This window comes from Bradyrhizobium sp. MI1.4 (assembly GCF_055811315.1).
The window spans coordinates 1-12214 of sequence record NZ_JBVVPP010000092.1; the positions used below are offsets into that span (position 1 = coordinate 1).

The 12214-nt window shown below is 58.5% G+C and carries 10 protein-coding genes and 4 pseudogenes; 4 read left to right on the forward strand and 10 right to left on the reverse strand.

From position 1 onward, the window contains the following. The 8 genes and pseudogenes from groEL to AC0L23_RS39160 all read right to left on the reverse strand — a co-directional run. Positions 1–176, reverse strand: a pseudogene (gene groEL / locus AC0L23_RS39125) (chaperonin GroEL); the annotation flags it as partial. Between the two features lie 84 nt (positions 177–260). Next, positions 261–575: a co-chaperone GroES gene (locus AC0L23_RS39130; protein ID WP_473266274.1), complete on the reverse strand. Its 315-nt coding sequence runs from the start codon at positions 573–575 to the stop codon at positions 261–263. An 819-nt stretch (positions 576–1394) separates the two neighbouring features. Beyond that, positions 1395–1532 (reverse strand): annotated as a pseudogene (locus AC0L23_RS39135) (transposase); the annotation flags it as partial. A 32-nt stretch (positions 1533–1564) separates the two neighbouring features. Continuing rightward, entirely contained in the window at positions 1565–1903 is a 339-nt protein-coding gene (locus tag AC0L23_RS39140) for a MerR family transcriptional regulator (RefSeq protein WP_473358338.1), read from the reverse strand. 144 nt (positions 1904–2047) lie between these two features. After that, a pseudogene (locus tag AC0L23_RS39145) lies at positions 2048–3751 on the reverse strand (MASE4 domain-containing protein); the annotation flags it as partial. Between the two features lie 97 nt (positions 3752–3848). After that, entirely contained in the window at positions 3849–5288 is a 1440-nt protein-coding gene (locus tag AC0L23_RS39150) for an IS1182 family transposase (protein WP_259219207.1), read from the reverse strand. Positions 5289–5491: 203 nt separating this feature from the next. Next, the gene (locus AC0L23_RS39155) at positions 5492–5875 is read right to left on the reverse strand and encodes a hypothetical protein (protein ID WP_473358334.1); all 384 of its coding nucleotides are present in this window, start codon (positions 5873–5875) and stop codon (positions 5492–5494) included. Between the two features lie 53 nt (positions 5876–5928). Beyond that, positions 5929–6150: a hypothetical protein gene (locus AC0L23_RS39160; protein ID WP_473358335.1), complete on the reverse strand. Its 222-nt coding sequence runs from the start codon at positions 6148–6150 to the stop codon at positions 5929–5931. 313 nt (positions 6151–6463) lie between these two features. Between AC0L23_RS39160 and AC0L23_RS39165 the strand changes: the two genes are divergently transcribed. After that, the gene (locus AC0L23_RS39165) at positions 6464–6727 is read left to right on the forward strand and encodes a DUF6894 family protein (RefSeq protein ID WP_374762395.1); all 264 of its coding nucleotides are present in this window, start codon (positions 6464–6466) and stop codon (positions 6725–6727) included. A gap of 988 nt (positions 6728–7715) precedes the next feature. Here AC0L23_RS39165 and AC0L23_RS39170 read toward each other — a convergent pair. After that, a complete protein-coding gene (locus AC0L23_RS39170) occupies positions 7716–7883 on the reverse strand; it encodes a hypothetical protein (RefSeq protein ID WP_473358336.1) in 168 nt (55 codons plus the stop codon). A 1718-nt stretch (positions 7884–9601) separates the two neighbouring features. Here AC0L23_RS39170 and AC0L23_RS39175 point away from each other — a divergent pair. The 3 genes from AC0L23_RS39175 to AC0L23_RS39185 all read left to right on the forward strand — a co-directional run bounded on the left by AC0L23_RS39175 (position 9602) and on the right by AC0L23_RS39185 (position 11686). Then, a complete protein-coding gene (locus tag AC0L23_RS39175; protein ID WP_219685554.1) occupies positions 9602–9811 on the forward strand; it encodes a hypothetical protein in 210 nt (69 codons plus the stop codon). 131 nt (positions 9812–9942) lie between these two features. Beyond that, positions 9943–10983 carry a glycosyltransferase family 4 protein gene (locus tag AC0L23_RS39180; RefSeq protein ID WP_473358337.1) on the forward strand — a complete coding sequence of 347 codons (1041 nt, stop codon included), beginning with the start codon at positions 9943–9945 and terminating at the stop codon, positions 10981–10983. 259 nt (positions 10984–11242) lie between these two features. Next, positions 11243–11686, forward strand: a complete 444-nt coding sequence (locus AC0L23_RS39185; RefSeq protein ID WP_259219212.1) for a low affinity iron permease family protein — start codon at positions 11243–11245, stop codon at positions 11684–11686. A 197-nt stretch (positions 11687–11883) separates the two neighbouring features. On the opposite strand, the pseudogene AC0L23_RS39190 reads toward AC0L23_RS39185, so the two are convergent. Further along, positions 11884–12138, reverse strand: a pseudogene (locus tag AC0L23_RS39190) (IS3 family transposase); the annotation flags it as partial. Positions 12139–12214: the final 76 nt, after the last annotated feature.

The following is a 12214-nucleotide window of genomic DNA, read 5'->3' on the forward strand; positions in this document are numbered from 1 at the left end:
TCCTTGGCGACGGTGACGCCGTCCTTGGTGATGCGGGGAGCGCCGAACGACTTGTCGAGCACGACGTTGCGGCCCTTGGGGCCCAGCGTCACCTTCACCGCGTTGTTGAGAATTTCGACGCCGCGCAGCATCCTGTCGCGCGCGTCAACGCCGAACTTGACTTCTTTGGCTGACATGTGGGTTTCCTGAAAATTTTACTTGGTCTCACCCTTGGCGACGCCCAGCAGGCGCCCCTCAGGATGAGCGGTGCGAGCGATGGTTTAAGCGGCCTTCTTCTTGGCGGACGCGTCAGTGAGAACGCCCATGATGTCGCTCTCCTTCATGATCAACAGCTCCTGGCCGTCGATCTTGACCTCGGTGCCTGACCACTTGCCGAACAGGATGCGGTCGCCGACCAGGACGTCGATCGGGATCAGCTTGCCGCTCTCGTCGCGGCCACCGGGGCCGACTGCGATGACTTCACCTTGGGAAGGCTTTTCCTTCGCAGTGTCCGGAATGATAATGCCGCCAGCGGTCTTTTCCTCTGCGTCGATGCGCCTGACCACGACGCGGTCGTGAAGCGGACGAAATTCCATGAGATCTCCTAAGCGTTTACACTGGCTGATGATTTGACGTTGCTAGCAATCATTGCCCGCGAGTGCCAACGCGGGCGCAGCTGAAATAGGACTGATTTCCGGGGGGACAAGGGTTTGTAACCGGAAAATCGGCTCGTCGCGCGGGATCTCTATGGGGCTTACCCAGATCACCTATTCGAGTTTGCCGCCGAGCACCCGACCTTCTTCTGAGTGAGTTTGTACGTCTCTCGACCTAATGTCGCCGACCAGTTCAATTCCTCTGCCGCGTTGACCTTAATTCGAGAAGGTAAAGGAACGCCGATCTGGTGCCGGTTCAGATGCGAATCGTCGGCTGACATCGTTCCAAGATTGCGATGCGTTGGGACCTAAGGCAGCGGTCGGGAATTGGAGGTATCGCTCCGCTAGATGATGATCCGATAGCTCTCAGCACGTCGAGGCGAGGCAACGCTATTTGGCGAGAGCTAACGCAGGAATGTGCTCAGATCGTTCGGCACCTCGTCCATTTTCAGACGCGTCTCTCAGACCTCATTTGTTCTTCCTGCTTTGTCGGCGGATGGAGAAGGATTTGAAGGGGAGTGAGTCGGATTGCGGGTGTTTGACGAGCCTTCCACGCAGGGGCACGCGGTGAAGAAGAGCGTCCGGGAACTGCATGTGTCGCAGCAAGACCGCCGAAGCAGAAGCGGGCAATACGACACAAGACAATGCCCATGAAGCAGTCCTCCAAGCCAAGTCCGTTTGAAGTTACAGCCTAGACGAGAGAGTTCGGCTGCAAAGCCGTCTCGCGTCAGCAGGGCAATCTTTCCCTCGACAACGTTCATGGCCGAACTTGGCCTTCCATTTGTTGACGCTGGCGTCGCTGAGGCCATGCTTGAGGCACAGATCGGCGACCGACACGCCGGCCTCATGCTCCTTCAAGATCCCGATGATCTGCTCTTCCGAAAAGCGGCTGCGCTTCATGCTCTGGTCCTTGTCGTGGGCCAGAACGAACTTCAAACCGGATTAAACCCGCGGGGCAAGGTCAGCCGCAGCTCGGCGCCAAATTCGAACTGCGTTTCGTTTTCCTCCACGGACGTTTCTTCGCCGTCTTCGCACGGCATGGACGCAAGCGTGGTCTTGATCTCGGGGATCTTCATTCCCTCCACCATTCGCATGCGCTTGATGGCGATCGCGGTCACGACGTCCGACTGCCGATAGGCTCGTCTGCCCGAAGCCGTGTAGGCCGGAGACAGAAGTCCCCGGGATTCCCATACCCGGATCGTTGAAACCGATACACCAGCGTGCCGGGAGACGTCGGATATTCGAAGGGACAGAAGAATGACTTCCGAGATGCGGAAGCCATCGCCGAGGCGGTCCAACGCCCGACCATGAAGTTCGTGCGCCGGTGAGCGGACCTGTTGAATGCCGCCGCTACTTCGCAGATAGTCCAAAGATCGCACCTGCTTGGCCGAGTGTTGCCCGCTGGCCGGTATCTCGATCTGAAAAACGGAACCAGCGCAGTCTGACTTGGCGAGCCGCAATGTGCCTCCGAAGCCCGCTACCAAGCTAGAAGCGATGGCGAGGCCCAAGCCGATACCAGCGGACTTCTTCGTAAAGAATGGATCGAATATGCGCTCGCGATCCTCAACCGGAATTCCAGGCCCGGAGTCCTCAACCGACAATAGTATCCTCGACTGGCCGTTTAAACTCGCTGTGAGCCGCAGATGTCGGGCTTCTGGAGGCACGGAGTGCATTGCGTCTACAGCGTTCTTGACGAGGTTCAAGAGCACTTGCTGCAATTGCGTGCTATCTAGATGCACCTCTGGGAGACTACTCTCAAATTCTGTGGTGACAGCTACTTCATGGACTGTAAGCTCATGATGCAACAGTCTAAGTATTAAGCGAACCGCATCCTCAATACGTGTAGATGCGCTTCGATCAGTCGTTTTCTTTGACAGTTCGCGAATGCTCGTAATGATTTCGTTCGCGCGAAAGCTGTCGCCTTCTATATCACTGAGTATATCGTCCATTTGATCAAGCTCTGGAGGCTTCGAACGAAGTTGGCTCCGCGCGGTGTTGGCATTAAGCGATATCGCTGCCAACGGCGTCCTTAGTTCGTGGGCAATGGCCGCCGTGACAGCATCTATGCTCAAAAGTCGGTTGGCGCGTTCGCGGCCTTGTAAAATGATCGCACTGGCGAGACGTGAATAGAGAAAGATTGTTTCGACGATCAGCACGCTCAGCAACATGCAACTGGCAACGAGAACAAAGCATCTAGCTGCGTACCAACCAATCGTAAATCGTATCGAGCTGCCGATGATTGCCACCAAGAAGCTAGGCATGTAGGCAAGCAACGTCACGATCAACCACAAATCTAGGATCGTACGTCTGCGTAACAGCAATACCGCTGTCGCGGTAGCACCCCAGAGCCACAGCGCGAGGTTGACCTGATTCCCAAATTTCGTCTGCAATCTGATGTCATTAGTGAAGAAGCTTGGCAGGTATTCCGTCTTTGTGCATACGATCCAAGTGAGTACAGCAATCGTCGCAAGGACACCACTAACAGTAACTATGATCGGTGCCATTTTGGATCCGGCCGGAAACTTGCTGTTTCCGATGGTGTCTTTGGAGATTGCATAGACAAGGACAGCCGCCGTAAACGTGCTGTGCCAAAGCACGTAAATCCAAGCTGGAGTGTTAGGTCCGTCACCAATCAGACCGTCGGGCGCGTACCCGCCCGGAAAAGCGAGCGTCTGCAGGAATGCAAATGAGCCGCTGAATATGTAAGCGCTCGCGAGCGCAAGCAACGCGCGTTGCGGTTGGATAGAAAATTGAGCGAACAGAAAAATTGCCGTGAGGAGATCGGCAACGGCTAAGACGGTTTGCAAAACCGGGATGAATGAGTCAATTCGGCGGACCTGTATGTTCGCGTATGGTGCCATAACTGCCGCCGCCACCATCAAAAGGACGATGACACCGACTGCTACGGCACGTTGCCGCGAGCTTGCCGGCATCGTTGCGATTATCAATGGAAAATCTTGACCCACTTCGTCTGCAGGCAATTGGCTCATTCCAAACTTAGCTTGATGAAATTTCATCGCGTCGTCCTGGCTATCTTGGACAATGAGTTCAGGGTCAGCCAAAGAAAACAGTAATGCAGTGAGAAGAGTAAGCTTCTGTTCGACCCCTAATCTAACCATGGCGGCTCTATTTCAGCCAGCATAGACGTCCGGAATGGGTCTTGGCCGTGTAAAAACTCCATTCGGGGAAGCCGGGAGAAAGCCGCACCGTTTAGCGTCAGGCCACGATCGCGGCCATCAACGGCTTGGTCCCCACGATGTTCATAACCCGGGTCAGATTGTAGGCCAGGACCGAGAGGGCCATTTCGGCGGCGACTTTTGGGAGGGTTTTGGTCAGGAAGTGCGTCGCACCCATGCGCGCCTTCATGGTGCCGAACGGATGCTCGACGGTCTCGCGACGTAGTCGCATGGCGAGCGGGTTCGCATCGAGCCGCTGCTGCACGGCGTCGAGCAGATGCTCGTGTTCCCATCGCGTGATCCGTCGCTCGGACCCGGGCGTGCACTGGGATTTGATCGAACAATTCTTGCAGGCGTTGGTCCAGTAGCGCCGCAGCATCTTGTCGGCTTCTTCGTTTGTATAGCGATACGGCAACCGCTCCCCGGCCGGACAACGATAGGCGTCGTCCTCCGGCAAATAGACAAAGTCCTGCTTGCCGAAGCGTCCGTCCGACTTGGCGCCCGAAGTCATCGGCTTGGGCAGGGTCACCGTGATGCCGGCCTCGTGGCAGGCGAGGATCTCCGGGCTGCTGAAGTAGCCGCGGTCGGCAACGGCATCGAGGGTCTCGGTCTGCAATACATTCTTTGCCTGCCTGGCCATATTGGCGAGTTGCGCTCGATCCGAGCCGCTGTTCGTCACCTCATGGGTAATGATCAGGTGATGATCGGTATCCACAGCGACCTGCACGTTGTAGCCGACGACGCCCGAGCCGCGGCCGCTGGTTGCCATCGAGCGGCTGTCGGGATCGGTCAGAGATATCTGCTGGTCGGGCGAAGCCAGCATCTGCTTCTCGTAGACGGCAAGCTTGCCCATTTGCTCTTTCACCTTCGCCAGCTTCTCCTTGAGCCTTGTCACCTTCGCGGCCAGCGCTTCGGTCGGCTCCTGCCGGTCGGCGGTGTCAAGCTGGCTCAGATAGCGGGCGACGCTCTCCTCCAGTTGGGCACGCCGCCGCTCCACCTTTGCCCGCGTGAAGTTCCTGTCCCGGTTGTTCACGGCCTTGAACTTGCTGCCATCGATGGCAACGCTCGCCGTCGCGAGAAGGCCCATCTCACGGCAAAGCTCAACGAAGCGCGCACATACCTTGCGTAGCCCCAGGCCGTTGTCCTTGCGGAAGTCCGCGATCGTCTTGTGATCAGGCACGAGCCGGCCCAGCAACCACATCACCTCGACATTGCGGCCGGCCTCTCGCTCCAACCGCCGGCTCGACTGAACCCGGTTCAGATAACCGTAGATATAAAGCTTCAGGAGCACCGAAGGATGGTACGACGGCCGTCCGGTCGCGGCCGGGTCCACCCCATCGAAGCCCATTTCCGCCAAATCGAGCGCATCGACAAACACGTCGATCACGCGAACCGGGTTGCCTTCGTCAACGAAATCATCGAGGCATTCGGGCAGCAGCGTCGACTGCCCACGATCCGCCTCTTCAATGAACCGCCTCATTAATTCTCTCCCGAGAATCATCGAGAGAATCATAGCAGCGCAATGGCGTTTTCACACAGCCAGGGTCAATCGCGTCGGCCTGCTCCCGATGTGATGACTTCCGGTCTACCCCGGTGAACGGGCATGTAGCGGCAGCCCGTCATGGAAGCGAAGGCCCAATAGGAGACGTCACGCCCAAACTTGACTGACACGACGCCGCGCGGCTAGCGAAGCGGGCGGGACCGGCTGAACAAGAAACGGCTGGGAGTGAACTTTCGGGCTACCGCGAGCGCGCTGCCCTCGCACGTTTCGAGCGCGATCTTCTGGGCCAGCATGACGTCTCCAATCGGAAGATCGCCAACGGGCAGGAAACACAAGCCGATCCTTGGACCGCCGTTTTCGCCGATCTCGCAGACATTCGCAGCCGCTCCCGCATAGATCCTATAGTGGTTGCCCGTGTCGCCGCCGATTACCTCGAAATAACCCTTTTCCGCGAATTGCCGCCGTTGGACAGGCGAGAGGTAATGCAGCAGCAGCAGCAGCAGCGCGCGTCCTTCCGGAGTGCTCTCGGCGCCGTGTCGAATGAACAGCGCCTTTGCAGCTCTCATCCGTGAGCGTTCACCCGGCCGCGAGCGTCTGAACAGCCGCACGGCTTCGCGATTCAGCCGCCGACCAGCCTGGGGAAGAAGAGAGTTTCTTCCGCAGTGGGGGCGAACGATCGGATCCGCGACACCTGACCTGAACCGGTCCGGACCGCGGCGGTGAAGCCGACGTTCGTCAGCTCGCGGAATCGCTGCTCCGCCTTGGCTACTTCCCCTGCATCGTCCGCATCGAAGAAGTGACGGCTGTCGCCGGTACTGTCCATCACGGTCTGCATCGGCATGCGGATCCCTCCTTGTTGATCATGACAGAATATTGTTGAAGCTCCGAAGTTCCTCGATCGCACCAAAGCTACTGCCTTTCGCGTCTCGCAACCAAGGCTTCGGTATGGTGGTACGTAGATGGCCCGCAAGCCAGGGCGCAGATTTTGTGGACTTCGGCGAACAGCATCAGCCCGCCACAGCGTCACCGGATATGGCCATTGGTCGAAAGTCGGTCCGCATCCTTCCACAAACCAGCTTTCGCATTCACATACGATAATTCATCTGATGGGGAGCGCAGGTACGCTCTGAGCGGGGCCTTGTAGAGAGGCTTTCATGCCGTACTATGAATTCGAGCTTGTCACCGATGCAACATGCCAGCATCAGGGCGGAATGATCTTAGAAGATCGACAAGGAGCGGCGGACCAAGCAGAACGTCTCGCAGCGGAGCTCACGCTGGTGCGACCAGAACTGATGTCCCACAATTCTGCAATTCGGGTTCGAGATCACAGCAACGCTGAAATCTATCGCACTGCGCTCGATGCTCTTGCAATCCGGAAACGCCACCCAGGTCCCGGCACACCATTGTACTCACGATAGCACAACGTTCGTGCTGCCGATTGGACATTCATCCGGCTGCATCACCAACAGCACCAAGCTCACCGAGGCGGGTTCAATTCGCCTGCAAGCCAACCGACCGCATCTGTCTTCATTGGATCCACAGCGAACGACGCCGTCTCGGTACGTTCGCAGGTCGAGCATTCGAACGTGCGCGTCTCGAATCCGGACTTGCCGGGAGAGATGCGCGCCAATGCCATCCGGTGTTTGCATACGGGACACATCGGCCGTTCGTTGGTACACGAAGTCATCCACTGGCCCCAAAGAATACTCATTTACCCCAATCCGATTTTCAAAACGACAAAAGGTGAGCGCTAGGCAGCAGCTAAGTCATGCTGACCAGGGATGAAGCAGCGTTCAATGTCTGTTGGGAGAGGAGTCGCCGCCAAATGCTCCCAGTATTCTGCCTCGGCGAGCAGTTTCCAGCTTCTGTCAGGATGAAGCGCGGCACTCTGCCGACAGAGCGCGCCATCGCGCGCAAGCGCTGTGCGGTTTCCATTCCAGCCTCCCATGTTTTTCCCACCTTATTTTTTGTTTTTGCGTTGGAGTCATTATGATTATGCGCGAGAACTAATTTTTTGTTTTTCCTGGCCCCGACCGCCACTCGATATGCTTGCTGCGGTTGGCTTTCGTCTCGAGCGCCAACGCTCTTCATTTGATGCAATGTTCCGACTGGACATTCGTCCTGGTTGAAACCTTTGTGCTCTGACGGACCACACGGCTCCGCCACGGCTTTTGCTGTACATGCGGTGCTCGCGAACGATACAGGGAAGGAATTTCGGCGCGGAGAGAAGGACCTCTTCAGCCCTGACCTGATCACGCAATTACGCCTTGGAACGCGCGCTTACTCCAGCATCCGCGGTCGCCTCCAGAGGAAACGCCCCGCAGAGCGCCCGCCATCGCAATTCTCAGCTGCCCTTAAAGATCATTATGGCCGGACTTTGACTCAAGCCCTCAAATGCAGCTGCGGTCAGGTCTCATCATCCTCGCCATCGTCGTCCGGATCGTCTTCGTCCGAATCGACGGCTATAGCTTCGATGTAGTCACCGCAGGCATCCCGCAGCGTGCGATCCGATGTCGGACCGTCGGGGAAAACCACCATCCCCCGGTCTTCTTTCCATAGATGGAAAAGGTCCATGTGAGCGACATGACGCTCGCGCGTGCTGCACGATATCCGTGCGGCTACACAACCCAGCTTCAGCGGTCGATAAGCTTATAGATGCGCTGTCAAACGATGATGTGCTCGCAATGATATCGTGGTGGCCGGCACCACCCGTAAATTTCCCAAGTGCCGGTAACCAGGCGCAATGGTTAAATTGCGGCAGGTTTGACCGCAGCATCATGAAAACACAAAAGCCAAAGCAATGGGCCGACCGTGAGGTCCAGCAATTATCCAAGCTGGCCCGGGCAGGCGCTGGCGTATCGAAGAGTCGCAGCCGAGCTGGGCCGTCACGCAGGATGTGTGAGGCGAATGGCGCGAAGGATAGGGATACTGTTGAAGAAATAGCCGTTGAGGAAGCTCGCATCCCCGCCCGAATGAGCGCAGCACGACGCACCTACAACCCCAAACCGCGACTAATCTCCCGCACAACCGTGCGCGCAGCGTCAGTATTTCGACCATAGAAGAGCGCTGATCGAGTTGCGAAAAGAATGGTCAGCCCAAATAGCGCGATGGCAATACCTCTAAAAGGGTGGCGGACCGGGTTGAGCGATGCAACGCAGGTCTAAACGGCCCCAGCCGCAGGTTGGGAGAAACAGCCGGGGCCGTGCATTCCCATTCCATGTGCCGTAATCAGCCGTAATCGGCACGCCTCGGTTCGGCGGTCGGCCACGAGCGGAAAGTCGCTTGCGCTCTGAGAAACAGGCAACCGCAGAACGGTTTTTCACCCGGTACCGTAGCTGGCCCGTGAGTGCTCTGGTCGTCAGGTGTTGTGACACCCGGCGATCTTCTAAGCTGCGACGCTCCTCCTGCTTCCTGATTGAAAAGGACACATTCGCTGGCGCCCGCCGCTCTTCCGGCGCGTTTCAGTTAGGGCCGCCCCTGGCGGCTTACCTTCCACCAGTCAAGGCGCGAAACCTGGGATGCCAGTTTGTCGGGCGACCCGCGCATCGGAGTGAACTTTGTATCGCTCCGCTCTGCGCGTTTGCAGTTGGGGCAGACGAAAAGGTGAGCGATTGTCTCTTCCGTGTTGTCGCGCACCAGCTCCGAGCGGAACCATCTCATAGTGATGCGGCAATTCGGACAGTGTGGGGGGTGAGTTGCCCCAGTGCTTTCTTTAGCTGGTCCATGCCACGCCCCCTCCGTTCCGGGAAACAGTAGCAAAGCATAACGATGCGCAAAGTATCAAAAGATACACACATTGAGCCGCCCAAACTCAGCTGAAGACACCAAGGCGAGCCGCGATGCCTGCGGCACGTCGGCAAGCTCTCCTCCAATGTGGTGGTCTAGGCCGGGGTGGGACCGAGTGCCGCGCGCGGGGCCCGTCTGGGCGGAAATTCGGGCCAGTGGCCGCGCGCCTTCCGGATCTCGACATCTTCTCGCAAGCCTAGTCGAACGCCTAAACCTCGGATGGCCGTTTGCGGAGAAGGGCAGGACGGTACTCGATTTCAAGCCAAGTTTTCCGGGCCGCAAACCGGACGGGATGGTCCGGTCGAGCAGCTGTCGTGCGAAGCCCGCGCCCCACTGTCGCCTCCACATGGATTGGCCGAATCCAACGCCTGCAGCGCCGGCGTGCGGCAAGTACGCGGGCGCAGAGCATCTTGAGCCTCCTCCCTTCGTCTACTGTCGGGAAAATCCGGAAACTTTCCGAAATGCCTTGAGTTGGCAGCGACTGGGTTCGTCTCCGGAGAGTGAGCATGGTCGACAAAGTTGTTTTGAAGAACGCCACGGAGACCGCCTGGATGGTGTACCGGGCGCGCCACCCCGAGGTCGATGCGCACGACAGCCGGCGCTGCCTGCTGGAGCGCCACCTCCACGGGCGGTCGAAGCCGCGCGAGAGCGATACCGAAGAGCTCGCTGGCTTCGGGATAGCCTACCTGCAGCGGCTTCCTCGAGACGGACGTTGACGGCCGTGAAGACGCTCGCAGCGCACGTGGTCTGCGGAAGCACGAGGCCTTATTGGACGTTGCTCGCGATTTCGTCCCTCATTTCCGCGAGGATCGTGACAGTCCTGCGATTCGTGTTCGGGGTCTAGCCGATGCGGATTGCCCAGCTTGCTCCGTTGGCCGAGAGCGTACCTCCCAAGCTCTACGGCGGCACTGAGCGAGTGATCGCCTGGCTCGTGGACGAACTGGTCGAACTCGGACACGACGTCACCCTGTTTGCAAGCGAGGACTCCAAGACAAAGGGAAAGCTTCACGCCGTGTGGCCGCGCGCGCTGCGCCTGGGGCAGAAAGGGGCGGATCCGAGCGCAGCCTGCGCGCTTCTGATCGAAGCCGTCGCCGAGCGAGCGCGCGACTTCGACGTGATCCACTCGCACGTCGACTGGTTGCCCCTTCCGGTGCTCAGCCGAGCCGGCGTGCCTTTCCTCACGACGATGCACGGCCGGCTAGACCTTCCCGGTCTGCCCCAGGTAATCGGTGCCTTTGCGGACGCTCCGTTCGTCTCGATTTCCGCCGACCAGCGTCGTCCGCATCCGGAGGCGAACTGGATTGCGACGATCCAGCACGGACTGCCCAAGGATATGTTTCGGCCATCCTACGAGCCAGGTTGGTACCTGGCCTTTCTGGGGCTGCTGACGGCGGACAAGGGGCCGGAAGATGCCATCCGCATCGCGCGGGCGGCGCGGATGCCCCTGCGGATCGCTGCGAAGATTCCTCGGGCGGAGACGGCCTACTTCAAGAACAAGCTCGAGCCGAACATCGCTGGCCAGACGGTTCAGCTCGTCGGCGAGGTCGACGACGCGAAGAAACAGCCTTTTCTCGCGAATGCAGCAGGCCTGCTGTTTCCGATCGATTGGCCCGAGCCGTTCGGTCTGGTCATGATCGAGGCGATGGCGTGCGGGACGCCCGTGATCGCCTATCGATCAGGCTCAGTGCCGGAAGTCGTGGAGGACGGCGTCACCGGCTTCATCGTCGATGGTGAGGAGCAGGCGATCAGGGCAGTGAAAGAACTATCCCAGCTGGACCGACGCATGGTCCGCGCCCGGTTCGAGGAGCGCTTCGCCGCAAGCCGGATGGCGAAAGAGTACGAGACCCGATATTGCGACCTGGTCGCTCGTGGAAAACGCTTCGCGTGAGAGATTTTTCCGCAGCTGGCTTGTGGACCGGCATGACTCGAAGCCTTGGCGATCCGTCTGGAGTCCGGAGCAAGTGAAATTCCAGGGTTGAGGTCGGCTCAAGCGGGCGCGGATTAGGACGTACTCCGCGATCGCTTTCAATACCTGCTCTCGGGAGCGCCCGCGAAAAGCATTTCACAGAGTATGGCGCAGAGCATAGTTTCTAACGCGGAACTTTTGCCCCAACACAACACTACGGTCGGTGGTAGAGGCTAAAATCATGAGACACGAACCATCCCGGATCTCAAAATTCTTCGGTGATTTGGCTAACAAGACTTCGCTTGCGGCTGGCCGCGCCTCGACCTTCCTGTTAGCCGCGGGTGTGGTGGTCGTATGGGGCATCAGCGGCCCACTCTTCCAGTTCTCGGACACGTGGCAGTTGGTCATTAATACTGGGACCACAATCGTAACTTTCCTTATGGTATTTCTGATTCAGAACTCGCAAAACCGTGACAGCGCGGCCATTCAGGTGAAGCTGGACGAACTCATTCGCGTGAGCGCGGCGCGCAATAGTCTGGTGGGAATCGAGCACCTCACAGATGATGAGATTGAGGAGCTTCGCTCGAAATGTGAAGCGCGTGCCCGAGCCGAGAAAGCCGGAGATGAGACACTCGATCGGACCCGACAGTCAGCGCGGCGAGCCGCCGAGCAGATCGCGAGCTGACGATGTCAGCGCAGGAATCACCGAAAAGACCGTTAGAAAATATCGACGCCATCCTGCGGCTTGAAAAGCAGGATGAGGAAAAGATCGCTCTTCATCATCGTGTTTTTCATGCAATCGGATCATTCGCGGCACTCCGCAGTTCGTTGTGCTGCAATGCGCGGCGGTGGTGTGCTGGATTGCCTTCTGTGGGGCATTCCCTGGAAGAGCTTCTTGTGGCTGATCAGATACCCCTCCCGCCTGAGCAGAACATGCAGCCGCCGATAGCCGAAGCGGCGGCGCTCCTGGGCGATCGCCCTCATGCGCTGGCGAAGGTTAGCATCGACAGCCTGGGGCGTCCGATATCTCATGGTCATACGGCAGCAGCCGATGGCTTTACACGCGCGCCGTTCGCTCATCCTATGGGCATCCACCAGATGAGCGACAGCCTTCCGCTTCCCAGCGGGCGTCACCACTAGACTGTATGTCCCCCCACAAAATGAGGCGACTCACCCTCGATGTTGCGACGAGGGTTGCCCGGATGGACCGGGT

What these genes read in the sequence shown, in the direction of transcription:
- AC0L23_RS39130 (WP_473266274.1), bottom strand. Translation starts at nt 575, where the DNA reads ATGGAATTTCGTCCGCTTCACGACCGCGTCGTGGTCAGGCGCATCGAC.
- AC0L23_RS39150 (WP_259219207.1), bottom strand. Translation starts at nt 5,288, where the DNA reads ATGAGGCGGTTCATTGAAGAGGCGGATCGTGGGCAGTCGACGCTGCTG.
- AC0L23_RS39155 (WP_473358334.1), bottom strand. Translation starts at nt 5,875, where the DNA reads ATGAGAGCTGCAAAGGCGCTGTTCATTCGACACGGCGCCGAGAGCACT.
- AC0L23_RS39160 (WP_473358335.1), bottom strand. Translation starts at nt 6,150, where the DNA reads ATGCCGATGCAGACCGTGATGGACAGTACCGGCGACAGCCGTCACTTC.
- AC0L23_RS39165 (WP_374762395.1), top strand. Translation starts at nt 6,464, where the DNA reads ATGCCGTACTATGAATTCGAGCTTGTCACCGATGCAACATGCCAGCAT.
- AC0L23_RS39170 (WP_473358336.1), bottom strand. Translation starts at nt 7,883, where the DNA reads ATGGACCTTTTCCATCTATGGAAAGAAGACCGGGGGATGGTGGTTTTC.
- AC0L23_RS39175 (WP_219685554.1), top strand. Translation starts at nt 9,602, where the DNA reads ATGGTCGACAAAGTTGTTTTGAAGAACGCCACGGAGACCGCCTGGATG.
- AC0L23_RS39180 (WP_473358337.1), top strand. Translation starts at nt 9,943, where the DNA reads ATGCGGATTGCCCAGCTTGCTCCGTTGGCCGAGAGCGTACCTCCCAAG.
- AC0L23_RS39185 (WP_259219212.1), top strand. Translation starts at nt 11,243, where the DNA reads ATGAGACACGAACCATCCCGGATCTCAAAATTCTTCGGTGATTTGGCT.